Raw genomic sequence first — 26,649 nt, forward strand, 5'->3', positions numbered from 1 at the left:
GGCAGGAGGCCCTATGACCCTGTCTTTTACCACTCGCTGGCGTGATGAACTACCAGCAACTTATACCGCGCTTTCACCCACCCCTTTGAAAAATGCGCGCCTTATCTGGCATAACGATGCGCTGGCGGAGCAATTAGCTATTCCTGCGGCGCTATTTGATATTTCAACTGGTGCGGGCGTTTGGGGAGGCGAATCGCTGCTTCCCGGGATGTCGCCTTTAGCCCAGGTTTATAGTGGACATCAGTTCGGCGTCTGGGCAGGTCAGCTTGGCGACGGACGTGGGATCCTGCTGGGCGAACAACAGCTCGCGGATGGTTCAACGTTTGACTGGCACCTGAAAGGCGCCGGACTCACACCGTATTCCCGCATGGGGGATGGGCGCGCCGTGCTGCGCTCGACCATTCGCGAAAGCCTTGCTAGCGAAGCGATGCACTACCTGGGAATACCGACCACGCGGGCATTGTCGATTGTCACCAGCGACACGCCGGTGTATCGCGAAACGGTCGAAGCGGGAGCGATGCTTATCCGCGTGGCGCAAAGCCATATGCGGTTTGGCCATTTTGAGCATTTTTACTATCGCCGGGAGCCGGAAAAAGTGCGCCAGTTGGCTGACTTTGCGATTCGCCATTACTGGCCGCAATGGCAGGAAGACGCCGATAAATATCAGCTGTGGTTTAACGATGTTGTCACGCGTACTGCGACGTTAATCGCTGACTGGCAAGCGGTAGGGTTTGCGCATGGTGTTATGAATACGGACAACATGTCGATTCTGGGTCTGACGATGGATTACGGTCCATTCGGTTTTCTTGATGATTACGTACCCGATTATATCTGTAACCACTCTGACAACCAGGGGCGATACAGTTTCGATAATCAGCCGGCCGCCGCGTTGTGGAACCTGCAACGTCTGGCGCAAACCCTGTCGCCGTTTATCCCGGTCGAGGCGCTCAATGATGCGCTGGACAGTTACCAGCTGGCGCTGTTAACTCGCTACGGTCAGCGGATGCGGCAAAAGCTCGGCTTCTTTAGCGAGCAGAAAGACGATAACGAACTGCTTAGCGAGCTGTTTAGTCTGATGTCGCGGGAAAGAAGCGACTATACGCGAACGTTTCGCATGCTCAGCCAAACGGAACAACACAGTGCGCAATCTCCGTTGCGCGATGAGTTTATCGACCGCGCAGCGTTTGACGACTGGTTCACGCGGTATCGCTCGCGCCTTCAGCAAGACAATATTGCCGATGCTGTCAGACAAACCCAGATGAAGGCGGCTAACCCGGCGATGGTATTACGTAACTGGCTGGCGCAACGGGCGATTAGTCAGGCAGAACAGGGGGATTACGCCGAGCTGCATCGGTTGCACCAGGCGTTGCGTACCCCGTTTGCCGATCGTGATGATGACTATGTCAGCCGTCCACCTGACTGGGGCAAACGGCTGGAAGTGAGTTGTTCAAGCTAAGGGGCCAGAAATACCTGCGGGGAGGCGTTGGCCGGATGCTGGCCAACGTGTACCTGAGCACCGTACCAGCGCTTCAGGTCATCGGCCTGTAACACAGTTTCCGGTGTTCCCTGCGATACCAGCCTGCCGTTGTGCAGCAGCACTATTCTGTCTGCCCACAGTGCGGCGAGGTTCAGATCGTGAAGCACAATGCACACATGCAGCTCTCCCGAAGAGGTAAGCGTTTTTAGCATGCGCAACAGATGCTGCTGGTGGTAAAGATCCAGCGCGGAGGTCGGTTCATCAAGGAATAACCAACCGCGAGGCGCACCGTCGCACCAGAGTTGTGCCAGCGCACGGGCTAACTGTACTCGCTGTTGCTCGCCGCCGGAAAGCGCGGCGTATTGCCGACCCGCCAACGGTGTGCATCCGGTCATTTCCATCACCTGAGCGATAAGCCGGGGCTCCTGCTGTTGGGTCCACGGCGCGCGGCCCATCGCGATGACGGCCTCTACCGGCCAGTCGAATCCCAACTGTGTTTGCTGGCGCATCACTGCCCGATGCCGCGACAGGGTCTGGGTAGACCATTCATGCAGCGGTTTGCCCGCCAGCACGCAACGCCCGGTTGCTGGTTTGAGAAAACCGGTCAGCAGGCGCAGCAGGGTGGATTTCCCCGCACCGTTTGGGCCGATGAGCGCAACCAGTTCACCTTTTGTAAGGGCGAGCGATACGTCGTCAATCACCGCTCTGCCAGCTACGTGATAGTGAAGCCCTTCAGCGATGAAATGTTCAGCCATGCGCTCCTCGCTGACGAAAAATAAGCCATAAAAACCACGGTGCGCCGAGAAGACTGGTCAACAGACCGACCGGCATCTCCGCAGGCGCAACCGCCGTACGAGCCAGGGTGTCGGCAATCAGCAATAAAAACGCGCCCGCCAGCACGGAACCCGGAATAACGGCCCGATGGTCTGAGCCGAGCCACATACGTATTAAATGTGGGATTACCAACCCGATAAAGCCAATCACCCCGCTTACCGCCACGGCTGAGGCAACCAGTAATGCGCTACAAAGCAGCAAAATACGCTGGATTGTACGTACATCAACGCCGAGATAATGCGCCTCTTCCTCACCCAGTTGCAGAAGATTCAGCGCCGGAGCAAGTCGCCAGATGATCAGCACTGTCGGGGTTGTCAGCGAAGTGACAGCCAACAGCGTGGGCCACTGTGCGGCCCCCAGACTTCCCATTCCCCATAGCGACAGCTGGCGCAGTTGCGCATCGTTACTGACCCACGACAGTACGCCAACCGCCGCCCCGCAGAGCGCGTTGATGGCAATGCCGACCAGCAGCAGGCGGGAGAGCGAACCGTCGCGCTGTTGGCTGAGGATAAAAATCACTACTGTTGCCGCTAGCGCGCCGAAAAAAGCGGCCAGCATTGGAGCATACAACATCATCAGCGCGGGCAAAGAGACAGGCAGCACCACCCACAGGGCCACAGCGCAGGCGGCGCCGCTGCTTATTCCCAGTAATCCAGGGTCTGCAAGCGGATTGCGAAACAGTCCCTGCATCACGCAGCCAGCGAGCGCCAGAGAGGCGCCAATCACCAGCGCCAGCAGGACGCGGGGAAGGCGAATCGTGATCCAGATTTGACGCAGTGCCTCATCGCCATCACGCCAGAGCAGACTTACCGGCAGGCGCAACGCGCCAAAACCGGTAGCCAGAACCGTCATTGCAACCAGCATCAATGCCAACATCCACAACGAACAGGTGATCCGCCGGGACATCAGGGCAATTGCTCCGCTTTAGCACGAAGCTGCAAAATAGCCTGTGGCGTGCGAACGCTGAAGCCCAACAGCGCCATAACGTCAACCTGCAATACCTGTTTATTCCTTCCGGCAGGTGTTTGCGCAAGTCCCGGTAGCGCCCACAGGTTATCTTCGCCACCCATCGCCTTAACGCCGTCCTGCGAAATCACCACCAGATCGGGTTGGCTGGCAATGACGCCTTCTTGTGACAGCGGCTGATAGCGATTAACGCCCTGCATGGCGTTGCGTAGACCTGCGGCACGAATCGCCGCATCGGCTCCGGTTTGCTGGCCCGCCGCCATTGCGGTCATCCCGCCATGATTGAGAATAAACAGCACACGTTTATTAAGTTCAGACGACGGGAGCGTCGCCAGTTCCTGACGTAACGTTGCGCGCAGAGTTTCTCCGTCGGCCTCCCGATGAGTAGCCGCAGCGATAACCCGAACTTTTTCATCAATCGCGTTAAGATCGTTGCTTGCTGGGATCGTGACAACCTTGACGTTGCTCTGCTCAAGCTGTTTTAGTGCTAAAGAGGGCTGTGCCTGCGCGCTGGCAAGGACCAGCGTAGGGCGGGTAGCTAGGATCCCTTCGGCGTTGAGCTGGCGCAAATAACCAACATCAGGTAACGCGGTTGCCGCAACAGGCCACTGGCTGGTGCTGTCTCTCGCCACAAGGGAGGGTTGTGCTCCCAGTGCGTAGACAATCTCGGTGACATCGCCACCGAGCGCAACAACCCGTTCCTCGGGCGCAGCCAGCGCCGCGAAGGGCAGCAGCGCGATCAGGGCCAGCAGTTTTTTCATGCGGCCAGTCCTTTCGGCGTCAGTGCGTCAATCTGTGCGCGCCATTGCGTCTGCTCCGGCTCGCCTTCCGTACGTTGACCATACAGCTGGGCGATTTGCGTGCCGTCGGCAGCAAACAGCTCCAGACTGGTGACGTGACCATCGGCGGTCGGTTTACGCGTCACCCACGTTTCCGCCACGCTCTCTTCCAGTAGATGCAGGGTAAAGGTTGGGTTGAAGATGTTCAGCCAGCCTTTCATCGGCACCAGTTTTTCTATTACGCCGGTAAATATCTGTACACAGCCGCGATTACCCACAAAAACCATAATTTCGTTGCCATCCTGACGCGCGGTGTCGAGTAATTGCGCCAGTGCGCTATTAGAAACCTTACAGGCCAGATCGTCGCCAACCAGATTAAACGCCTGTTGGCGGGTGAGATCGTGGCGTTTCAGCAGACCGAAGAACTGATGGACATCGGTCATCGCTCGCCACTCTTGATCAACGGTCTGTGCGTCGACAGTGACGGCGGCAGGCACAGAATTGTTGACGGGTTGCAGCACCAGCGGCGGGTTTTCTGCAAAGATGAAACGGGTCAGCAACGCCGCCCATTCCTCAACGAGGGTATTTTGTGTGGTATAAACCTTCAGCAGTGCGTCTCCCTGATGGTCAAAGAATTGAATGCTCTGACGCTCGCCGTGGGCGGTGGTCTCACTGATATGAAAAGCGCTTGCCCACTGATTTAAGAACAGACGCAGGTCGAGTGCACGCGGATTAAGAACCAGCCCGGCATGGCCGTTCAGGTGCTGATTGGTAAAAGCGCCAACCTGTTCATGCACCGCATATTCGTTGCGGCAAATGCATTTGGTTTCACCAACCGCTTCCAGTGCGCCGAGGATTTCGCGGACTTCGCCACGTAAGCGCCAGGCGTCATGGCCGACGCGCGCAAAGGTCAGTTCGGCTTCGCTAATATTCATCAATCCTGCAATGTCACGTGCGTATTTTCCGGGATTTTCTTTCTTCAGTTCCAGCCAGCGTGTGTAATGATTCATTGTCTCTTCCTTCCAGATTGCGGCCCCGGCGAACCGGGGAAAAGTGATTACCACTGATAACTCACGAAAATTTTGCCATTACGACCATCCTGCGGAATGCCTTGCGGCGACCAGTACTCTTTGTCGAAGGCGTTGCCCAGTACCAGCGTGGTGGTCATGCCTTTCAGTGCTTGTTGGCCCTGATAGCTCACGTAAAAATCGTTTACTGCATAGCCAGGCTGTTTAGCGTAGGTGCTGCTGATATGCGTTGAACGGTCAGCAAATGTCCCAATCCAGCCTACGGAGAAACCGCTGTGCGCAACCGGCACATTCAGTTTGCTGGTGACGGTGTCGGGGTTAATGCTGGAAATGTATTCACCTGTGTCAGTATCTTTGCCGCGTGTGCGGTTATAGGCCATGTCGAGACTGAACAGGTCGGCGGTATATTTCGCCATCACGTCCCAGCCCCAGATTTTGGCATTGGGAACGTTATAGGACATGGTTGTCGCAGCGGCGAAGTCAACACTGGTGGAGATGTAATCTTTTGCTTTGGTGTCGAAATAGCTGGCTTTAAATTCGAGCGCATCGCTCGCCATCAGCAGATCGTCAAAGCGCAGGCCAAATCCGTATTCCTGCGTTTCGTTGGTTTCCGGGCGCAGGTTAGGGTTTGGAACCCAGTAGTTAGTGTAGAAACGACCAATCGAGAAGTGTTTCGCATCGTTATACATTTCGCCCATGGTTGGCGCACGGAAGGCCTGAGCGTATGAACCGAACAGCATCAGCCAGTCGGCTGGCGTAACGGTGAGTCCGGCGCGGGACGACCATTTGTCAGCATCAACATCTTCATAGCCGTCGCTGCTGCCGCGATAAGAGTCATAACGGGTACCGCCCAGCAGCGTAACCGGCAGGTCGCGCAGGGTGATTTCATCCTGTAGCCAGCCGGAGCTGAAATCGATCTTTGCCTCCGGGAAACCGGTGGTTGAACCACCCGGTTGTTGTTCCTGACGATAATATTCGCCGCCGTAGGTCAGCAGATGAGAAGCAAAAGAGTCGGTAAACAGGCGGGTGCGGTTGTCGAGTTTACCGCCTTTGGTGGTCTGTTTGCGAAATTCGCCGGTGTTATCCACGTTTTGTGCATTAATACGCGCTTCGGACCAGTAGATACGGGCATCCGCGTTCAGCCAGTCATTGTCCGCCGGAGCAAGCGAGTAGGTCAGTTGCGCATCACGCTGGATGGTGGAACGGTCGGTCATCGGGTTGCTGGTGGCATCTGCCGCGCTGGTTTGTGGGTTTTTAGGTTCCCGGGCGTCATTGTTGTAGTATCGCAGCGAGCCGGCCAACGTCTGGGCGCTGTCAATTTTCCAGCTACCTTTCGCCAACATATTGTTGATCGCTTCATCGTTTGGCGCTGTAGTACCGTCGCTCTGGCGCAAATCACCGCGATCGCGACTCGACCATGCAAGCAGTCCGTCCAGCGTATCGGTGCGCCCAAATGCGCTGGCGCCCATACCGAGGCTGTGATCGCCAGTTGCCGCGGTACCGAACACGCGGTAACCGCTGTTTTGTCCGGCTTCCAGCAGATCTTTGGCATCCGCAGTGTCATAGGCGATCACGCCGCCCAGCGCGCCGCTACCGTACAGTAGTGCGGAAGGGCCACGCACGACTTCGATACGTTTGATAAGCGCCGGGTCGAGGAAGGTGCTGTTCAGGTGTCCGGTGTCAGTTCCCTGACGAACGCCGTCAACCAGTACCAGAACGCCACGTCGATCGTAGCCGCGCAGATTCACGTCCTGGCCGTTGGTACGACCCGTTCCATCGAGGGTTAGACCCGGAACCGTCCGCAACAGATCGGCTGCCGAACTGGCGGTCTGGTTTTCCGGGGCGGTGGCATCAATCACGGTGACCATCATCGGCGCTTCAAAGGCACTACGGGCATTGCCGGTGGCGGTGACGGTCATATCCTCGACCGCCGCATAGGCTACGATGGGCAGGTTACTGACAATCGCCAGCGCCAACAGCGATGGGCGCAGGGAAGCGGTGTGCAGGTAAGGCATAGCAACTCTCCATTAGGAAATCGAAAAGCGCTGGCTGCCTGGGTATGACCTGGGTGGCTGGCGAAATGTGTTGTTTATTTAGTCAGAATGAGTTTTCCGGCTTGCGTCTGGCGCAGCAGGTAGTGCTGACCATCATGCTCTATGATCACGCGTCCTTCGTTACCCAGCAGGGTTTTACTGTCAATTCGTCGCTCGTTTGGCGCGACGGAAGGCGGTGTTGTGTCTTTTGTAGGCGTAGCCGTTGTGTTATCCATACGTGACATAGTGTTTAAAAATAACAATCAATGTAACAATGATAATCATTATCATCAAACTGCAAATTTGCGGCAAGCGTTTTTGTGAAATAATTGTGACGAGAACGTTTTTTGCACAACAATTGGGGAAAAACAAAGGATTAGCACCGGGCAAAGTGATATTGCCCGGTGAACAGCATTAAAAACGGCTATCAACCGCAGAGGCGAGTTTTTCAACCAACAGTTCAGTATCTTCCCAGTTCAGGCACGGGTCGGTAATAGACTGACCGTAAACCAACGGCTGGCCGCTAACGATTTTTTGCGTACCTTCACGCAGGAAACTCTCCGCCATGATCCCGGCAATTGCCGTCGAACCGTTACGAATTTGCTGGCACACGTCGTCACAAACGTCCAACTGACGACGATGCTGCTTCTGGCAATTGCCGTGGCTAAAATCGACCACCAGATGCTCAGGCAGGGAAAATTCGTGCAGGGTATCGCAGGCGGCGGCAATATCTTCAGCATAATAATTCGGCTTTTTACCGCCACGCATGATGATATGCCCGTAAGGGTTACCGCTGGTCTGATAAATGGTCATCTGACCGGTTTTATCCGGCGAGAGGAACATGTGACTGGCGCGGGAGGCGCGAATCGCATCGACGGCGATGCGCGTGTTGCCATCCGTTCCGTTCTTAAAACCGACCGGGCAGGAGAGCGCGGAGGCCATTTCACGATGGATCTGACTTTCGGTGGTGCGCGCGCCAATAGCTCCCCAACTGATTAAATCGGCAATAAACTGGCCGGTCACCATGTCGAGGAATTCAGTCGCCGTGGGGACGCCCAGTTCGTTGACCTGCAACAGCAGTTTTCGCGCCAGTTCAATACCGTGGTTTACACGATAACTGCCGTTCAAATCCGGGTCGGAAATTAGGCCTTTCCAGCCCACGACGGTGCGTGGCTTTTCAAAATAGGTACGCATCACGATTTCCAGACGCGCCTGGTGCTTTGTGCGCAGCGCCTGTAATCGTGTCGCGTATTCCATCGCGGCATCAAGATCGTGAATCGAGCAGGGACCTACGATCACCAGTAAACGGGGGTCTTCACCATTTAAAATTTTTTCTATCCGACGTCGGGAGTCCGTAACATGACGGGCGACGGAGGATGAAACAGGATGCCGTTGCGCAAGCTCTGCTGGAGTGACCAGGTTGTCAATACGCGCAGTACGGAGTTCATCGGTTCTGTTCATTACTTGTCTCAGAAATTTGTTGCTTCAACGGCAGGACTACCGGGAAGTGATGTACATCACAATATCACACTCATCCTGCCTGGTGGCGAGCATAATAACAAAAAATCGAACCAATGCACTAGCATTCTAGTACATGCGGCGATTCAGTCCCATGATATCGAGGATCTTGGTAGCAATCTCTTCTACCGAATAATTGGTACTGTTCAGCCATGGGATCTGGTTTTTCCGGTACAGCGCTTCTACCTCAGCAACTTCCATTCGGCATTGGCGCAGCGAAGCGTACCGGCTGTTCTCACGGCGCTCTTCGCGGATGGCCGCCAGGCGCTCAGGGTCGATAGTCAGACCGAACAGCTTATGCTGCAACGGCTTCAGGGAGGCGGGCAGCACCAAATTATCCATATCATCGGCAATAAAGGGGTAGTTGGCGGCGCGGATACCAAACTGCATGGCCAGATACAAACTGGTCGGGGTTTTGCCGCAACGAGAAACACCAAGCAGGATCACCTGGGCCTGATCGAGGTTGCGCAACGAAATACCGTCGTCGTGGGCGAGGGTGTAGTCAATGGCGGCAATGCGCGCGTCGTACTTGTTGAGGTTACCGGGATTCAGACCGTGCGTGCGATGGGCGATAGGTGTAGGGTCGAGCTTCATCTCGTGTTGTAGTGGGGCAACCAGTGCCTGCACTATATCCTGACAAAATCCCTCGCTTTGCAGAATGATTGAGCGAATTTCTGGCAGGACGATGGAGTAAAACACCAAAGGGCGCACGCCAGTTTGTTGGTAGATCGCGTCAATCTGGTCTTTAACCGCGCGCGCACGACTCTCATTTTCCACAAACGGCAGCGTAATGCTGCTGATCGTGACCGGAAATTGCGACATCACCGCGTGACCCAAGACCTCGGCGGTGATGGCCGTACCATCAGAAATATAAAATACGTGACGATCAACAGCATTATCCATTTTGCTCATCCTGGGCAGACATAATTCTCTGAAAGCATAAATTAAAATTCGCCAGAAGCGAATATTGCTGCATCTTTTTTATAAAATGAAACGGTATTTTTATAATTAATGAAAAGTACATTTCATTTTTCGGAACAAATGTTTATACCGGTAGTTTTTGTGGAGATCCCCTGTGGCTCGCGGGTTTGCGCAAATGCGGAAACAATCTGAAAAAATAAAAAATAAAGTTGCTTGAACGATTCACCGTTTTTTTCGCTGGAGTAAATATGCAAAGATAATTACGCAAAATTGAGTTTCCTAACCTCGTTCAAATATAAGGATTGTTCGATGTCCAACAATGGCTCGTCACCGCTGGTGCTTTGGTATAACCAACTCGGCATGAATGATGTAGACAGAGTTGGGGGCAAAAATGCCTCCCTGGGTGAAATGATTACTAACCTTTCAGGTATGGGTGTTTCCGTACCGAATGGTTTTGCAACGACCGCCGACGCGTTTAACCAGTTTCTGGACCAGAGCGGTGTAAACCAGCGCATTTATGAGCTGCTGGATAAAACGGATATTGACGATGTCACCGAGCTTGCAAAAGCCGGCGCGCAGATCCGCCAGTGGATTATCGACACTCCTTTCCAGCCGGAGCTGGAAAATGCCGTCCGCGATGCCTACGCGCAGCTGTCAGCGGACGATGCCCATGCCTCTTTTGCTGTGCGATCTTCCGCTACCGCAGAAGATATGCCAGATGCGTCATTTGCCGGTCAGCAGGAAACCTTCCTCAACGTCCAGGGATTTGATGCCGTGCTGGTTGCCATCAAACACGTATTTGCTTCGCTGTTTAACGACCGCGCGATCTCTTATCGTGTCCACCAGGGTTATGACCATCGTGGCGTAGCGCTCTCTGCGGGTGTGCAGCGGATGGTGCGTTCTGACCTCGCGTCTTCCGGCGTCATGTTCTCCATCGATACCGAATCCGGTTTCGATCAGGTGGTGTTTATCACCTCTGCATGGGGCCTGGGCGAGATGGTCGTGCAGGGGGCCGTTAACCCGGATGAATTCTACGTGCATAAACCGACGCTGGCGGCTAACCGTCCGGCTATCGTTCGTCGCACCATGGGTTCGAAAAAAATCCGCATGATCTACGCGCCGACCCAGGAACACGGTAAGCAGGTAACGATCGAAGATGTGCCGCAGGAACAACGCGACATTTTCTCCCTGACTAACGAAGAAGTGCAGGAACTGGCCAAGCAGGCGGTGCAGATCGAGAAGCACTACGGTCGCCCGATGGATATCGAATGGGCGAAAGACGGTCATACCGGTAAGCTGTTCATTGTGCAGGCGCGCCCGGAAACCGTGCGTTCTCGTGGCCAGGTGATGGAGCGTTATACGCTGCATGCGCAGGGTAAAATTATTGCTGAAGGTCGTGCCATCGGTCACCGCATTGGCGCGGGTCCGGTCAAAGTCATCCAGGACATCAGCGAAATGAACCGTATCGAACCAGGCGACGTACTGGTTACCGACATGACCGACCCGGACTGGGAACCGATCATGAAGAAAGCAGCGGCGATTGTCACCAACCGTGGCGGTCGTACCTGTCACGCGGCAATCATTGCCCGTGAGCTGGGGATCCCAGCCGTGGTGGGCTGTGGCGATGCGACCGAGCGCATGAAAGATGGTGAGAAGGTTACTGTCTCTTGTGCCGAAGGCGACACCGGTTATGTTTACGCTGACATGCTCGATTTTAGCGTGAAGAGTTCCAGCGTGGAGACCATGCCGGATCTGCCGTTGAAGGTGATGATGAACGTCGGTAACCCGGACCGCGCTTTCGACTTCGCCTGCCTGCCAAACGAAGGTGTCGGTCTGGCGCGTCTGGAATTTATCATCAACCGCATGATTGGCGTACACCCGCGTGCACTGCTGGAGTTTGATGACCAGACGCCTGAGCTGCAAAATGAAATCCGCGCCATGATGAAAGGTTTCGATTCTCCGCGTGAATTCTACGTTGGTCGTCTGACGGAAGGGATCGCGACGCTGGGGGCGGCGTTTTATCCTAAACGCGTCATCGTGCGTATGTCTGACTTTAAGTCCAACGAATATGCCAACCTGGTCGGCGGTGAGCGTTATGAACCGCATGAAGAGAACCCGATGCTGGGCTTCCGTGGGGCGGGCCGTTATGTTGCCGATAGCTTCCGCGACTGCTTCGCGCTGGAATGTGACGCAGTAAAACGTGTCCGTAACGACATGGGCCTGACTAACGTTGAAGTGATGGTACCGTTTGTACGTACCGTTGCCCAGGCGAAAGCGGTGGTGGAAGAGCTGGCACGCCAGGGGCTGAAACGCGGTGAGAACGGACTGAAGATCATCATGATGTGTGAGATCCCGTCTAACGCCTTGCTGGCCGAGCAGTTCCTCGAGTACTTCGACGGCTTCTCCATCGGCTCAAACGACATGACGCAGTTGGCGCTGGGTCTGGATCGTGACTCTGGTGTGGTTTCTGAACTGTTTGATGAGCGTAACGACGCGGTGAAAGCGCTGCTGTCAATGGCGATTCGTGCAGCCAAGAAACAGGGCAAATACGTGGGTATTTGCGGTCAGGGCCCATCTGACCATGAAGACTTTGCGGCCTGGCTGATGGAAGAGGGGATCGACAGCCTGTCGCTGAACCCGGACACTGTCGTACAGACCTGGCTAAGTCTGGCTGAACTGAACAAGTAACATCATGCCTTATCCGGCCTATTCAACGTAGGCCGGATAAGATACGCTAGCGTCGCCATCCGGCACTTTATCCTGCAACACTCTCCACGCTCAAACGCTGAATAATATCCTGACGCAGTTGGTATTTTTGTACTTTACCGGATGCTGTGCGTGGTAATTTCTCCACGATCACAATGTGCTCAGGGTATTTGTACTTTGCCACCCGCTTGCGACTAAAAAAGGCTACCACTGACTCCAGTGACAGCGAATGATGCGGCGGTTTTAGCACCACATAAGCACATGACCTTTCACCTAAGCGTTCGTCTGGCATCGCGACAACGCAGGCATCGTGAATGCGGGGGTGCTGCAATAAAATATCCTCAACTTCGCGGCTGCTGATGTTTTCTCCACCGCGGACAATGATATCTTTTTTCCGTCCGGTGATTTTGATGTACCCCGCATCGTCCATTCGGCATAAGTCGCCGCTGTAATACCAGCCGTCTTGATCCAGCGCACGGGCGGTGAGTTCGGGTTCATCGAGATAGCCCATAAACACATTGGGACCGCGTGAGGCTTCTTCGCCTTCTACACCCACAGGCAACGTATTGCGCGCTTCATCGACGACTTTAATTTCGACGCCTGCAGCAGCATATCCGTCGGTATCCATCATGCGAGAAAGCGAATCATCGAGATTGACCAGCGCATGCGGGGAACTCTCTGTCGAGCCATAAATGCTTAATAATTTTATGCCGAGATGCTGGCAGTCACGGGCAATCTTCTGTGGAATGGTTGTGCCCCCACATAAGAAAAAGCGTAGCGATGAGAGATCGCTTGGCCGTTTGTCCATGCTACACAACATGTCGTAGACGAAGGGCGTTGCGCCGAGCACACAGGTACAGCGTTGTTGTTCCAGCAGTTCAAGACAGGCGGCTGGGGTGAAAATATCTAACAATACGCTGCGTGCACCGATTAAAAACGGTGCGGTAACGCCATGCAGAAAACCGGTAGCGTGTCCCAGTGGTGCTGGCATTAAAAACACATCCTGCCAGGTGAGATTAAGGCGGGCACAGTAGGCGCGCTCGCTGGCAAGGATGTTGTTGTGGGTCAGCATTACGCCTTTTGGCATTCCCTCGGTACCGGAGGTAAACAACACCGCCGCCAGTTCATCGGCGTGAACATTAATCGTTTGGGTTAATGGCGGAGCTAAAAGCAGTTGGCTGAGCGCTAGCGAGGCCGTTGCCGGAGCCAGTTTATCCACGGCAACGATCTGTTGCAGATGTGGCAACTGGTTTTGTAAGGGCAGGATCAGATCGACCGGTCGGGTCTGTTTAAACAGCGTCGGTGCGAAAAAAATCTTCGCTTTGCACTTATTCAGCACCCATACCAGCTCTGCTTCACGCCATGCTGGCAGCAGCGGTACGGAAACGGCCCCGGTTTTCAGGCAGGCCAGGTAGATAATCGTAAACTCGCACCAGCCCGGTAGCTGGAAGGCAATGCGATCGCCAGGTTGAATACCGCAGGCTAAAAACCAGGTTGCCAGACTGCTGGCCGCGCTGTCGAGTGCAGCATAGGTGTATGAAGCGCCATGGTTATCAACCACGGCGATTTTATCTGGCATGGCTCTGGCAGTTTGGTTCCAGTAATCGCCAAGCGAAGCATCTCCCCATAAACCCTGTTGCCGCCAGACTTCGCGACGTTCGGCGTTAAACGTTAGTGTGATACTCATGAAGTTATTCCCTGGATGATTTCGGCATACATCTGACCGGATGGCCGGCGTGGCCGAACCGGTGTACTACAGGCAAAATCCGTTAGCCGTAGCGAAAATCAATGCCAAATGTTCCGACCGGATATTCCCATTGGTCGAGGATCGTGTCGCCGCACAGTACTCGACACGTTCCGCACTCCAGGCAACCAGCAGAATCAAAATGAATGTTTCCACTCTCGTCCTGCTTATACAGCCCGGCGGGGCAGGCTTTCAGCAGCTTGCGAAATTCATTAAGGTCTGGATGTTCGGCCAGGATGATGTGCGGGTGGCCTTCATCGACATTGAATTTATTGACGCCCAGTTTGACGTCAACGTTAACAGTATTGTCCTGACTCATAGTGCAGTTGCCCCCTTGATACCGTCTTTCAGTAAGTTCATCAGTCCGATTTGTTTGGCATGGGACATAATCATCTTGCGAACCGGTTGATTTGGACGTCCGTCAACGGTGAACATATCGCTCATGATGTCGGCCACCATACGCGGATACTGGGTGAACAGACGTGGGTTTTCCATCAACGCCGGGATCTTGCGAAAATGTTGTAAATCACGCATCACACAGCCTTGTTCAAGCGCGCGTTTGTAGGCCATCAGGCTGCTGGCAGAGAAATCCTGTCGTTCTTTTGCTGCAATGGCTGTTTGGGCAGCGGCTTCTGCGGAAGCGATGGCCAAATCCATACCTCGCACCGTGAAACCCAGGTTCAAACAGAAACCGGCGGCATCACCGACGATCATCACACCGTCATCGACCAGCTTTGGAACCATTGCCAGACCGCCTTCCGGCACCATATGCGCGGAATATTCCAGTAATTCACCACCGGCAATCAATGGTCGAATAGTTGGATGTTGCTTAAAGTCTTCCAGCATTTGTGGAATACTTTTTGTGGCATGGGCAATATCCCCCAGACCACACACCAGCCCCAGAGAGATGGAGTCCTGGTTGGTATACAAAAAACCTCCTCCCATCAATCCATCAGACGGTGAGCCTGCAAACAGCCAGGCCGCGCCTTCATTACCTGAAAGGTTGAAGCGATCTGCAATGACCGCTGGAGGTAAGCCGATCAGCTCTTTTACGCCAACGGCATAGTGATGTGCAGAAGAGGGAGGAACCATCCCCAGGGACCGCCCCAGCATAGAGTTGACGCCATCGGCCAGGATGACAATATTGGCTTCCAGGATATCGTCACCGGCCTGGACTCCGGTGACCTTATTACCTTCGCGGATCAGAGCATCGACGCGCACACCGGGGATGAACTGCACGCCAGCTTGTTCCGCTTTTTCCATTAGCCATGGGTCAAGTCTGTTGCGCAAAACGGTATACGAATCCTGCGTTGGTGCGTCAGCTTTTTCACGATGGAAATCGAGAGTGACGGCGCTTTCTTCGGTCAGAAAGGAGATTTTTTCGCGGGTGACTTTACGCTCGAGCGGCGCCTCCTGCGCGAACCCTGGCATGATGCGCTCAAGGCTATGCGCGTAGAGTCTTCCGCCGGTCATATTTTTACTGCCTGCACTGTTTCCGCGCTCAATGACCAGCACGTCCAGTCCGGACAGAGCCATAACGTAGCCTGCAACCGTACCCGCCACGCCAGCACCGACCACAATGGCATCAAATTTTTCATCTGACATGCTTTATGCTCCCTTCCCGCTGTAAGGGCAGCGGGAGATGTGCGTTAAATGGGGGGATTAGCGGCTGAGATGTTCGATAAGGGCCGGAACAACTTTGTAGATGTCGCCTACCAGGCCGTAATCGGCATAATTGAAAATAGGGGCTTTCTTGTCTTTGTTGATAGCAACAATGATTTTCGCGCCGTTACCGCCAACCATATGCTGAATTTGTCCTGAAATGCCCAACGTCAGATAAAGGTCTGACTTCAGTAACACACCAGAAACGCCAATGTAGCGTTCGCGCTCCATCCAGTTTTCGCCTTCGGCGATCGGGCGTGAACAGCCCACTTCTGCCCCCAGTACCGATGCCAACTGGTGCACCATCTCCAGATCATGTTGCGCAACCAGGCCGCGACCCACGCCAACCACACGTTTGGCTTTACTGAGGTCCACGCTGCTCACGGATTTAGCGCGACGTTCCTGGCACATAATTTCATGAAGCGGTGCGATGTAAGCTACTGGGACAACAGGGCAGTTGTACGAGGCGTTTTCCGCTACAGGTTCAAGCAGGCCAGGGGCAAGAGTGATAATTGCCAGCGCGCTTTTGATTTTTTCTTTGCCGAATGCCAGCCCACCATACATTCGGTGCTCTGCGAACACTGTGCCATCCTCAAGAGTCACCGATATTGCGTCGTTCACCATCGCGGCATTGAGTTGGATGCTTAACCGTGCCCCAAGTGATTTCGCGCGCTTTGTGGCTGGCATCAACAGCATTCCGGCGTGTTCTTGCATCAGCGCCGCGATGGTTTCGGCGTAATTTTCTACACGCTGTAAACCGGAGGGGGCTTCGAGCACGATTATTTCATCGGCACCCAGAGGTTTAACCTGATTAGCCTGTTCGCTGCCTTGTACAATAAGATGGACATGCTCACCCCACTGACGTGCGCCGGTCATTAATTCTGCGTAGCGTTCTACGTTATCGCTGAACACCCATACGTTAGCTAATTTACTCATGACAATTTCTCTCCGTTGAGCTTAGTTCAGGGCTTTTTTCAGGTGTTCAGCCAGTTCGGCAATGGCTTCAGCCGAGTCATTTTCCAGAATGATATGCTTACGTTCCGTTTGTGGCGGTACGGTGAGGCTTACCAGTTCCGCTAACGGTGACGCAGGCGTCCAGCCAATATCGCTGGCTTGCCATGGTGTGACGGGCTTTTTACCCGCGCCGAGAATGGCTTTCATTGAGGGAATACGCGGCGTGTTGATATCCGAGGTTACGCAGAGTACGGCGGGGAGCGGCAGGTCGATCACTTCAACCTCGTCTTCCAGCACGCGCTCAACCACAATGCGGTCGCCGTTACGTTGGATGTTGCTGACGGCGTTAATCACCGGGAGTTGCAACAGTTCGCCAACCAGTAAGCCAACCTGTTGGGCATAGATATCCCCCGATCCTTCTCCGAACAGCATCAGGTCGAAATTCATATTTTTGGCCGCGCAGGCCAGCGCCTGAGCGGTGTCGCGGGGCAATGAATGCTCCAATTGCGGATCCTGCACCATGAACAAACTGTCCGGTCCACGTGACAGCACGTCTTTACGCACTTTGGAATTTTGCAGTAGCGATCCGCCCACGGTTAAAGCGACGATTTCATCACCCTCCGCACTCAGTTGCGCCGCGGCCTCAATCGCATTCAGATCAAACTGGCTGATTTTGGCATCGGCCCGGTCAAAGTTAAGCGAATGCTGTGGGGTAACAACAATGTCCTGTTCTTCAGGCACCAACTTAAAGCAGGTTATTATTTTCATGGCATCTCCAGTCATCCACAGTAGGGAAAATTAACTGAAAATAGTTTGCGGCAGAGAGGGGACAGTTTTCGACGGGGCAATCTGTTTTCATTCCCAACAATCTTGCAAAAAAAAAGTGCTGCGGGAATGCTTGTTTTATAAACGAGAGCTCGGCCTTGTGTACTGAAGAGAAAAAAGAGCAAACAAACCAGGGAAGGATAATTGCGAAATGCATCATGTTTTTTATCGTTTTTACGCTTAATTTGTTTCTGATATGTAAATTGTTAATGTTGAATTAATAACATTTATTCTTTTCGTTTTTTATCAAACGGAAATAAACGTGGAAAACAACGCAATGAGGCAGGAGGTATCATCTTGCAGTCGACGCAAATAATTTTGTTTCGCCAGCAAGGAATAACGTTGTATAACGTTATTATCGTTTCCACTTTTCGATATTCATTATTCACAAAATTACTGCCTTTAGGTGGAGGTTGTCATGTATCAACGCTGCTTTGATAATGCCATTGAGACCCTTTTTGAGCAGGGGAAAACGCCGAGATTTTCCCGATTCGTCATTAGCGATGATCCTAACTGGGAGTCCGGACATCATGTTCATGATAATGAAACGGAGCTTATCTATGTTAAAAAGGGGGTTGCAAGATTAATCATCGACTCTTCGCTGTATGTCGCGCATGCCGGGGACATTGTGGTGATTGAGCAAGGGCGATTGCATGCGGTTGCATCTGATAGCAGCGCACCTGCTACCACTTACACCTGCGCACTCTACGGTTTCCGGTTTAACAGTTGGCAGGACAATCAGCTATTGCAGATGCACTCGTGTCCGGTCATTAGCGTCAGCCAGGGTAAAGAGGTTATTAAGAGTATTTTTAATGAGCTGGGGGTGATGCTCCCGCAGAGCAAGAACAACCTGACGTCTTCCGCTTATGACGCATTCGCGTATGCATTAACCGTGTTATATTACGAAAACTTTAAAAATGCTTACCGCTCTGAACAGGGATATATTAAAAAAGATGTCTTAATTAAAGATGTATTGGTCTATTTAAATAACAACTTCCGCGAAAAAATTACTCTCGAACAGTTATCTAAAAAATTCCGCGCCAGCGTGAGCTATATCTGCCATGAATTTACCCGCGAGTATCGTATATCACCCATCAATTATGTTATTCAACGGCGAATGACAGAAGCGAAATTTTCCCTGACCAATACGGAGGCCTCGTTGGCGGAAATTTCGTGGCGGGTAGGGTATGAAAACGTCGATCATTTTGCCAAACTTTTTCAGCGGCATGTGGGGTGTACTCCCAGCGATTATCGTAAGCAGTTTAAAAATAACCTTGCTGAGCAGGAATGCTTGATGCCTGAAGTTTGATTCTCCCGCACCGTCCCGGATAGCGTATCTGCGCTATCCGGTCAGTTATACCGCTTACTTATTCTGATAATCCTTTAGGATTTGGCGACCCGCGACGTAAATCATGATTTCATCGGTACCACCGCCAATGCGCTCACAGCGGACATCGCGCCAGAATCGGGATACGCGTGCTTCATCGGTGTAACCCAGTCCGCCCATGATCTGAATTGCGTCGTCAATCACTTCCATTGCCGTACGTGCACAATACAGTTTTGCCAGTGCCGCACTGGTTCGCAGCGACTGTTCCTGATCGGCCTGCCAGGCGACCTTCAGCACCATATTGCGCATGTTTTCAATTTTGATTGCCATCAGCGCCAGTTTTTCTTGGATCATCTGGTTATGACCGATCGGCTTACCAAATGCGATGCGCTGGTTAGCGTAGCGGGCGGCATCTTCGAAGGCGCATTCGGCAAAACCCGTGCTGCGCGCGGCGTTGATCAGGCGTTCCATTTCGAAGTTGTACATTACGTTGAGGAAGCCCATGCCTTCTTCGCCGACCATATCGCTTTCGTCCACTTCAACGTCATCAAGATAGACTTCGCAGGTGCTTAACATGTGCCAGCCGATTTTATGCAGCGGGTTAACCTTAATGCCCGGTTTCTTAGAATCCACCCACCACAACGTAAAGGCTTTCTTCGGATCTTTCGGCTCCGGGTCGCGAGCCAGTACCAGCATGTACGGATACTCTTTAGCGCCGGTGATAAACGTTTTTTGTCCGTTGAGATACACCTTGCCATTTTTGCGGGTGTAGCTGGTGGTGGCACTATTATTATCGGAGCCTGCTCCCGGCTCGGTTAATGCCAGCGCATACGCCGGATCGCCCGTTTCCATGGTGCTTTCTGCTGTTTTACGCAGCTGCTCGGCGGAGCCAAAACGTCGCATGCTGTGGATGCACTGACCGTTAGTGATCAAAAAAGCGGGCGCGCCACATTTTGACACTTCCATCAGCGCCAGCATCTGGGTGACGTAATCAGCCGGTATGCCGCCAAACTCTTCCGGAACGCCCAGCATCGAAATGCCGTTGTCCGCAAGGGCTCGCATAAATTCCTTCGGATAAGTCGCCGTCTGATCGCAGGTACGGAAATACTCCTCCGGGAAATTGCTGGTAATCAGCTCACGAATGCTGGCAAGCAACAGTTCTTGTTCTTCAGTTAATGAAAAGTCCATCAGGGTACTCCTTTTAATTGGCTGCGTCGGGTAATACAAAGCCCATCGAGGCATCGATAAATAATCTTTCGTCCATCAATTTCAGGTCTGGGGAAATAATCGGTGTGAAATCCATTTTGTCCAGGATGTCTTCCTGTAAAGAGACTCCCGGTGCTATTTCGATTAAATGAAGACCATCTGCTTTTAACGTAAATACAGCGCGTTCAGTGATGTAACTCACATCAAGTCCACGTTCGAGGGCAATTTTTCCGCTGAAAGTCACTTCAGGTAATTCATTAACGAATTTTTTCACCCGACCTTCCTGCACGATATTTAACTTACCGTCCGCAACTTCCGTTTTCAGACTTCCGGCAGTTAACGTGCCGCAGAAAATAATTTTTTTGGAAGTGGCGCTAATATCGATAAAACCGCCGGTACCCATGATTTTGCCATTGAATTTGTGTACGCCGACGTTGCCGTGGCGATCCACTTCGGCAAAACTTAAATAGCACACATCCAGCCCGCCACCGTGATAGAAGTCAAACTGGGACGTCATATCCAGAATGGCGCGAGTGTTGACGTTGGCACCGAAAGCAATGCCTTGAGAGGTGATGCCGCCAATCGGACCCGTTTCGACTGTCAGAATAAAATCGTCAGCACAGCCTTCTTCGCGCGCGACGAGACCAATGCCATCGGCAATACCTACGCCAACGTTGCCGACCGCACCTTTGCGCATTTCAAACAGGGCGCGTCGGGCCACCAGTTTACGCTGATTGAGCGGCAGGGCAGTTTGTTGGCTGTCATCGAGCACAAAATCGCCAGAGATAAAGCGGTTAACCGGCGCACCACCGTACAGTTGCGTTTGGTCGGGGTCGATGACCACAATATCGACCAGATAGCCGGGAATACGTACCGACTTCGGATGCAAAGTGGCTTTCTTCACCATTTTTTGCACCTGCATCATAACGATGCCGCCGTTATTGTGTACGGCCTGGGCAATCACCAGCGCATCAAGATACATAACTTCATCTTCAAAGGTGGCATAGCCTTCGCTGTCACAGGTGGTGGCGCGAATAAAGGCGATGTTTGGCGCAATGGCTTTGTAATACAGGTACTCTTTGTTATCAATTTCCACCAATTTTATCAGATCTTCGGTGGTCACTTCATTCAGCTTACCGCCCTGTTGGCGAGGGTCAACAAATGTACCGATGCCGATATCACTGAGGATCCCTGGCTGGTGGGCTGCCGATGCACGCAGGGTTTGGGTTAATACGCCCTGAGGATAGTTATAGGCGGCAATTTTATTTTGTTCCGCCAGGTCGGAGATTCGTGGTGATTGTCCCCAGTGTCCGCATAATGCCCATTTGACTAAGCCTTCCTGTGCCAGCGGGCTAATTCCCCGGTCGGCACGGTCACCCAGACCTGTAGGGCTAATCAACGCTAGATTTCGTGGTGACTGAGAGTTTTTATATTTTTCAGCCAGCGCGTTAATTAATGTTGTTGCTTCGAGAATACCGCCACCTGCACCTAATACACAAAGAGTTGCTTCATCAGGAATATAATTAACTGCATCTGCTGCGGATAATACGGGTACCCGACCATCTATACGATTTGGTCTTGAAAATTTCATGTGAACTCCAGATTATATGCGTGCGACTACCTGTCGCTATATTCGACAATAATATTGTGAGTTATTTAATAAAGTTTAATCATCGGCCAGATATCCGTGGTTAGACGAATATCTGGGGTAGGGTATTACTTATATTAATATGGATATATCTGTAATTAAGCCTGATGCAATATTGTCAATACAGTACGCAGGTCGGTGACCGAAATTTGTCCTGGAGCGGAGGCTTTTTTTACTGCCCCAAAGGTTGCCGCTGAACCGAAAACTTCACCAGACAGACGTGAAATCACCCCTGTTTTAGCCATCGACATGGTGATTATCGGGCGATCGGCATAGCGTTCTTGCATTTCCAGCGTGGCGCTAAGCAGAGTCAGAACATCCGCTTTATTTTGCGGCATCAAGGCAATTTTGGGGATGTCTGCGCCTAGTTCCTGCATTTTACGCAGGCGCTGGACAATCTCTTCTGCAGCTGGTGTCTTATGAAAATCGTGATTGGACATAATCACAAAGACATTTTTCGCGTGCGCATGCTCGACGGTCGCTTTGACCAGTTCGTCTCCGGTAAACAGTTCCAGATCGATCATATCCACCAGACCGCTGTCTACCGCCGCGCGGTTAAGTGCAATATAGTTTTCGACAGACAGTGCCTGTTCACCGCCTTCTTTGGCGCTGCGGAAGGTGAAAAGTAGCGGTTTGTCCGCTATCACATCGCGGATGGCGCGAGCCGCTTCCAGCACGGCATCTGTGGAAGAGACATCGCCGAAATGGTCAACGCGCCATTCCAGAATGTCGAAATCCGCTTCGCGATAGGCCAGCGCTTCGCTTTTTACCGTTGCGATGTCTATACCCATCAGCGACACAATGATCTTCGGCGCACCATCGCCAATAACGAGATTTCTTACGGTTACGGTTTTCATTGATTACCCTTTAACTATTCTACAAATGCTTGCCCGTCAGGCGGCAAAACCCATAACCTGTTTCACATACTCCAGCGGGAAATCTTTCCCGGTCCAGAGCTTGAACTGTTCAGCCCCTTGCCATAACAACATGCCGTAACCATCAATTGTTTTGCAACCAGCACTTTGTGCCTGCTGCAATAATTTGGTCATATGCGGGTTGTAGACGCATTCGGTTACCAGCAGTTCCGGACGTAGCAGGGAAGCGTCGGTCACGAGAGATTCATTTTCCAGCGGCTTCATGCCGACTTTTGTTCCGTTGGTTAAAATATCCGCGCTGGCAAGTGCGTCAGCAAAAGCCTGGCGATCTGCGAGATCGATAACAGTGACCACGCAGTCGGTGTTTTCATTGACGCGTTTGGCAAACTCCTGCGCTTTGGCAAAAAACTCATCCTGGCGGTTAAAGAGTTTAATTTCTTTGATGCCTTCAATCGCTGCCTGTGCACCAATGGCTGTCGACGCACCGCCTGCGCCCAACAGTACCATGGTTTTACCTTTGATATCGAAACCACTTTCCTTAATTGCACGAATATGACCCGTGCCATCGGTATTGTAACCACGCAGGTAACCATCATCATTGACGATAGTATTAATTGCACCGACCAGTTTGGCGGCAGGTGTTAATTCATCAACATATTCACATGCTAGCTGCTTGTTGGGCATTGAGACCCCTGTACCACGCATCTTTAAGGCCTTCAGCCCGGCAATTGCATTAGCAAACGTTGAGTTATCGACTTCAAATGCCATATAAGTGAATGGCAATCCCGCTTTTTCTAATGCCTTATTTTGCATTTCAGGCGACAGACTGTGTCTGATAGGGTAGGCCATCAATCCAATTAGTTCATATTTAGCTGTTACGTCCATTTGATACTCCTTCTAAACAATTTATTGAAAATAACGTTCGCCCAACCGCACATCATTTTGGGGGATATCAAATACGCGGTAGTAACGAATAAAGACGATGATGGCGGTGATGAAGGCCAGCAGAGCAAATGCAAAGTCCAGCAAAATGATGTACTGCAGACCAATGTTAGAGAGGTATCCGGTGATTAATGGGATAATAAAGTTGGCTACGCCACCCATCATCATATAAATACTGGTGACTTTGGCTTTGCTCTTGGGAAAGAATTCAGACATCACCGAGACACCGAGCTGTAAAATACCGCCAGCGGCAGAGAATCCAATGAGAAATGAACCGACGTTACACACCAGCGGAGAGGGATATAAGTAGATGACGGCTGCGGTGATGGTTGCCAGCCCGGCGTTAAACACATTTGCCCAAATAGGCCGAACCCATTTTTTTAACAGAGCGGCAAAAATAAATACGCAGACTAATGATCCCATACTGTAGTAAGAGATTGTCTTCAGTGCGTCAGATTCTGCCATGCCGGCAAAGGCCATCGCATATTTGGGCATCCAGACTACGATGACGTAAAAAGTCGAAAAGGCAGCAACACCAAACATGACGGATGCCACACCTTCCAGCCAGACCAACGGTTTACTGTTCATCTGTGGCAGATCTTTCGCGATGCCAGCATCCACCATCTGGCCAGGGAAGCGACTTCTTAGCAGCATCAAGGTAATGACGACAAACAACGCACCCGGGATAATGACCGCATAGCCGTACCAGACATGGTTGAGCAACATGGTGCTGACGACGATGGGGTAGATCATCTGCCCAAACGAGACCATAGCTTTCACCAGGATAACGGCTGAGCCAGAGGCTTTAGGGAAGCATTCCATTAACGCCGGGTACCCGCCGGTATCCAGTGCCGAGTTTGCCACGCCAACGCAAACGGCCAGAATAAAGGCAATCATCAGATTAGGGCTGGCGGGAATACCGAAGAAGAACAGTATATAAAGAATAGCGCCTAACAGAATGATAGCCCGACGACCAAATTTATCTGAGAGCACGCCAAAGAATAAGATGCTCACCAGTCGCCCCAGACCAATGCCTGAAATCAAATAGGCAATTCCTGCATTGTCGGTGGAAAACTTTTCTGCAAGAGAGGTCATATTTTGCGCCAGTGTAATGACGCTAATGCCGTGTAGGAAATAACTTAAATAAATACAGATTATCGCCAAAAGAAATGGCGTATTAAAGGTCTTGCTTTGAGACATTTTCACAACTCCTTGCGGATTTTAAAATTGTTCTGTGCTCGTCGATATTGTTTAAATTGCGGCGACCTTGTAATTAATATACTGGGCGGCAGCCACAGAACCTACATAGCATGGCGTTTAAGTTACCAGGTATATTGCATAACACACTGTGAAATCGAACTCTGCCAGCCAGTGTTTTGCTGATGTTTTAAAACTGAAGTCAATTATTTTGCAGAAGAGGGGAACAATATTGCATCCACGCTTATTTTACGGCTTGTATCATCTTTAGCTGATGTTTTGACGTGATGTGGCTGCGATAACCAATAAACAACGCCAACAGGAATCCAACAGCGGCTATGCCAGTATCAAACCACATGATGTGAGCAATACTGGTTTCAGAGAGTTTTGCTGTTATCAATGGAATGGTGAAGGTCGCAATGCTGCCGGCGCTGTAGTAAATACCGGTCGCTTTGCCCTTCGCATGCGGAAAGCGTGCGGCCATCAGCGTTAAACCGATTTGCACAACGCCCCCTGCGGAAGAAAAACCGATGACAAACGCAAAGATAATGACAACGATAGGTGTCGGATGCAGACAAACCATCAGCAGTGCGACAAATGAGATAAACGTATACAGCATCAGCATCGATGTCGCGCGTTCTGCTTTTCGCGCCAGCGGGGCGGTGATCAGCACGCACAGTAGAGAGCCGCAGGTATAAATGCTTAACAGTTTGATAGATAACGTATAGGGCATTCCGGCGACAAACTGTCCGTATTGCGCCAGCCACTGGCTTACCAGGTAAAATGTCGCCATTGCGATGTAGCCGTACAGGGTGTAACTGGCAAGGTCGAGCAGGGAGCAACGATGTTCAGGTTGTCCGGTTTCCCGTTCAGCCGGTTGAGCCCGGATGACGGTATGAGGCCCGGGATGTGGCGGAAACCGACAGCGAAATAAAAACACACCGTTGAGTATCATAACGGTTGCCGCCAGCAGGAAGGACCAGCCAAACCAGATTTCGGCCCATACCAGCAGACTGATAATCATTGGCAGCAGGAACTGACCGCTGGAGACGAAGGCTTTTATCAAAATATTGGCCGTGCTGGGTGAACGGGGGAATGCCTCCATCAGGCTGGGATAGGTTCCGGCATCGAGAAAACTGTTTGCCATTCCCGCTAAAAAACCAAAAGCATAGGCAAGAAAAATACTGTGAGTATTTATGATGCCAATAAAGAAAATCAGGTAGCAGGTCATACCAAGGATAATAAATGGTCTGCGACCATAGCGATCGGAAAGCATCCCTGCTACTAATAAAACGCTTAAGCGGCCGATACCGAGTGAGGAAATAACAATCGAGACGCCCGCGGTATTGGTTTGCCACTGTTGTTCCAGTGAAGACATATTGAGGCTCATCAGAATGACCCCCATGCCGTGCACCAGGTAATTTAGGTACAGCCCTATCGCAGTGGAGAAATAGGTGTTTTTCATAATGTGTTACTCAGCGAAGAGGCTAAATAGGTATGGCGTTGCGATCTCTTAACACATACGCTCGAGATCGTGAGCATAGAGTTCAACAGCTGCCGACTGATAGATTTTCCAGTCGAGAAAACCATCGTGGTGATAAACCGCCTGAAAAGCGTTCAGATCGGGGAAAAAACGCATGGTGTTATTACCAATGCGGTTATTTATTTTGTCGATAATTGCATTAATTCTTAACTTCCTCTTGGCTTTCATTTCTGAACAAATGCGGACAATGTCGTCTGGAATTTCTCTTTCACCCTTTTCCCATTGTTGCCAGGCGACAACATTGTCATCGCGCGCGATATACCTGGCGCTTTCTTCCACCGTCATAGCAAAAATATGGCGGATCGCCTGTAGCTCTAATGCGTTCATTATTTGGTCGCTTCATAAAAGACGGTGGAATAGTAATAACATTGCTGTGGATATTTCGGCTTGAAGAGAGTCACAGTATTTTGTGCAATATTATTTGGTCCTTGACGGGGAAGATAATGTGTTGGTGCGTTAAGGTT

General features: G+C 51.9%; 23 protein-coding genes. 3 read left to right on the top strand and 20 right to left on the bottom strand.

What is annotated here, in order from left to right; all coding sequences use genetic code 11:
- Window positions 1-13: 13 nt before the first annotated feature.
- Window positions 14-1,456, top strand: coding sequence for a protein adenylyltransferase SelO (gene selO / locus SK34_RS17255; protein ID WP_048216528.1), 1,443 nt, complete (start codon window positions 14-16; stop codon window positions 1,454-1,456).
- Here selO and SK34_RS17260 read toward each other — a convergent pair.
- The 8 genes from SK34_RS17260 to ppsR all read right to left on the bottom strand — a co-directional run bounded on the left by SK34_RS17260 (window position 1,453) and on the right by ppsR (window position 9,538).
- A complete protein-coding gene (locus tag SK34_RS17260) occupies window positions 1,453-2,232 on the bottom strand; it encodes a heme ABC transporter ATP-binding protein (protein WP_003836641.1) in 780 nt (259 codons plus the stop codon). The two genes, selO and SK34_RS17260, sit on opposite strands and share 4 nt — an antisense overlap.
- Window positions 2,225-3,217 (bottom strand): FecCD family ABC transporter permease, encoded by a 993-nt coding sequence (locus SK34_RS17265; protein WP_048233601.1) that lies wholly within the window; start codon window positions 3,215-3,217, stop codon window positions 2,225-2,227. Before SK34_RS17265 ends, SK34_RS17260 begins: the two co-directional genes overlap by 8 nt.
- Window positions 3,217-4,038 (bottom strand): heme/hemin ABC transporter substrate-binding protein, encoded by an 822-nt coding sequence (locus SK34_RS17270; RefSeq protein WP_048233604.1) that lies wholly within the window; start codon window positions 4,036-4,038, stop codon window positions 3,217-3,219. Before SK34_RS17270 ends, SK34_RS17265 begins: the two co-directional genes overlap by 1 nt.
- Window positions 4,035-5,066 (bottom strand): hematinate-forming heme oxygenase ChuS, encoded by a 1,032-nt coding sequence (gene chuS, locus SK34_RS17275; RefSeq protein WP_048233606.1) that lies wholly within the window; start codon window positions 5,064-5,066, stop codon window positions 4,035-4,037. The genes SK34_RS17270 and chuS overlap by 4 nt, the downstream gene beginning before the upstream one ends.
- Before the next feature lie 47 nt (window positions 5,067-5,113).
- Window positions 5,114-7,099, bottom strand: a complete 1,986-nt coding sequence (locus SK34_RS17280; protein WP_048233607.1) for a TonB-dependent hemoglobin/transferrin/lactoferrin family receptor — start codon at window positions 7,097-7,099, stop codon at window positions 5,114-5,116.
- Window positions 7,100-7,173: 74 nt separating this feature from the next.
- Window positions 7,174-7,362 carry a hemin uptake protein HemP gene (gene hemP, locus SK34_RS17285; protein WP_003030556.1) on the bottom strand — a complete coding sequence of 63 codons (189 nt, stop codon included), beginning with the start codon at window positions 7,360-7,362 and terminating at the stop codon, window positions 7,174-7,176.
- A gap of 169 nt (window positions 7,363-7,531) precedes the next feature.
- Window positions 7,532-8,578 carry a 3-deoxy-7-phosphoheptulonate synthase AroH gene (gene aroH, locus SK34_RS17290; protein WP_003030555.1) on the bottom strand — a complete coding sequence of 349 codons (1,047 nt, stop codon included), beginning with the start codon at window positions 8,576-8,578 and terminating at the stop codon, window positions 7,532-7,534.
- Window positions 8,579-8,704: 126 nt separating this feature from the next.
- Window positions 8,705-9,538, bottom strand: coding sequence for a posphoenolpyruvate synthetase regulatory kinase/phosphorylase PpsR (ppsR, locus tag SK34_RS17295; protein WP_003030553.1), 834 nt, complete (start codon window positions 9,536-9,538; stop codon window positions 8,705-8,707).
- Between the two features lie 327 nt (window positions 9,539-9,865).
- Here ppsR and ppsA point away from each other — a divergent pair, with 327 nt between their 5' ends.
- Entirely contained in the window at window positions 9,866-12,244 is a 2,379-nt protein-coding gene (gene ppsA / locus SK34_RS17300; RefSeq protein ID WP_003030548.1) for a phosphoenolpyruvate synthase, read from the top strand.
- A 67-nt stretch (window positions 12,245-12,311) separates the two neighbouring features.
- Here the strand turns inward: ppsA and fadK are convergent, their stop codons facing one another.
- The 5 genes from fadK to SK34_RS17325 all read right to left on the bottom strand — a co-directional run bounded on the left by fadK (window position 12,312) and on the right by SK34_RS17325 (window position 17,390).
- On the bottom strand, window positions 12,312-13,949 hold the full coding sequence (gene fadK, locus SK34_RS17305; RefSeq protein WP_048233609.1) for a medium-chain fatty-acid--CoA ligase: 1,638 nt from the start codon (window positions 13,947-13,949) through the stop codon (window positions 12,312-12,314).
- 82 nt (window positions 13,950-14,031) lie between these two features.
- Window positions 14,032-14,325, bottom strand: a complete 294-nt coding sequence (locus SK34_RS17310) for a ferredoxin family protein (protein ID WP_003836621.1) — start codon at window positions 14,323-14,325, stop codon at window positions 14,032-14,034.
- Window positions 14,322-15,611, bottom strand: coding sequence for an FAD-dependent oxidoreductase (locus SK34_RS17315; protein ID WP_048233611.1), 1,290 nt, complete (start codon window positions 15,609-15,611; stop codon window positions 14,322-14,324). Before SK34_RS17315 ends, SK34_RS17310 begins: the two co-directional genes overlap by 4 nt.
- 57 nt (window positions 15,612-15,668) lie before the next feature.
- Complete coding sequence (locus SK34_RS17320) at window positions 15,669-16,604, bottom strand: electron transfer flavoprotein subunit alpha (protein ID WP_048233613.1); 936 nt, start codon at window positions 16,602-16,604, stop codon at window positions 15,669-15,671.
- 21 nt (window positions 16,605-16,625) lie between these two features.
- Window positions 16,626-17,390: an electron transfer flavoprotein gene (locus tag SK34_RS17325; RefSeq protein WP_032935920.1), complete on the bottom strand. Its 765-nt coding sequence runs from the start codon at window positions 17,388-17,390 to the stop codon at window positions 16,626-16,628.
- A 475-nt stretch (window positions 17,391-17,865) separates the two neighbouring features.
- Between SK34_RS17325 and SK34_RS17330 the strand changes: the two genes are divergently transcribed.
- Window positions 17,866-18,756, top strand: a complete 891-nt coding sequence (locus SK34_RS17330) for an AraC family transcriptional regulator (protein WP_003836612.1) — start codon at window positions 17,866-17,868, stop codon at window positions 18,754-18,756.
- 54 nt (window positions 18,757-18,810) lie between these two features.
- Here the strand turns inward: SK34_RS17330 and SK34_RS17335 are convergent, their stop codons facing one another.
- From SK34_RS17335 to SK34_RS17365, 7 genes are all read right to left on the bottom strand, one after another.
- Window positions 18,811-19,962 carry an acyl-CoA dehydrogenase gene (locus SK34_RS17335; protein ID WP_003836610.1) on the bottom strand — a complete coding sequence of 384 codons (1,152 nt, stop codon included), beginning with the start codon at window positions 19,960-19,962 and terminating at the stop codon, window positions 18,811-18,813.
- Window positions 19,963-19,975: 13 nt separating this feature from the next.
- On the bottom strand, window positions 19,976-21,571 hold the full coding sequence (locus SK34_RS17340) for an acyl CoA:acetate/3-ketoacid CoA transferase (RefSeq protein ID WP_048233614.1): 1,596 nt from the start codon (window positions 21,569-21,571) through the stop codon (window positions 19,976-19,978).
- A gap of 155 nt (window positions 21,572-21,726) precedes the next feature.
- Complete coding sequence (aroD, locus tag SK34_RS17345) at window positions 21,727-22,485, bottom strand: type I 3-dehydroquinate dehydratase (RefSeq protein ID WP_003836605.1); 759 nt, start codon at window positions 22,483-22,485, stop codon at window positions 21,727-21,729.
- Between the two features lie 36 nt (window positions 22,486-22,521).
- Window positions 22,522-23,388 carry a quinate/shikimate dehydrogenase gene (ydiB, locus tag SK34_RS17350; RefSeq protein WP_003836604.1) on the bottom strand — a complete coding sequence of 289 codons (867 nt, stop codon included), beginning with the start codon at window positions 23,386-23,388 and terminating at the stop codon, window positions 22,522-22,524.
- Window positions 23,389-23,409: 21 nt separating this feature from the next.
- The gene (locus SK34_RS17355) at window positions 23,410-24,645 is read right to left on the bottom strand and encodes an MFS transporter (RefSeq protein ID WP_048216521.1); all 1,236 of its coding nucleotides are present in this window, start codon (window positions 24,643-24,645) and stop codon (window positions 23,410-23,412) included.
- Between the two features lie 241 nt (window positions 24,646-24,886).
- Window positions 24,887-26,107 carry an MFS transporter gene (locus SK34_RS17360; RefSeq protein WP_048216520.1) on the bottom strand — a complete coding sequence of 407 codons (1,221 nt, stop codon included), beginning with the start codon at window positions 26,105-26,107 and terminating at the stop codon, window positions 24,887-24,889.
- Window positions 26,108-26,155: 48 nt separating this feature from the next.
- Entirely contained in the window at window positions 26,156-26,512 is a 357-nt protein-coding gene (locus tag SK34_RS17365; RefSeq protein ID WP_003836596.1) for a YdiL family protein, read from the bottom strand.
- Between the last annotated feature and the right edge of the window lie 137 nt (window positions 26,513-26,649).

Source organism: Citrobacter sp. MGH104, from assembly GCF_001034485.1.
Taxonomy (GTDB): Bacteria; Pseudomonadota; Gammaproteobacteria; order Enterobacterales; family Enterobacteriaceae; genus Citrobacter; species Citrobacter freundii.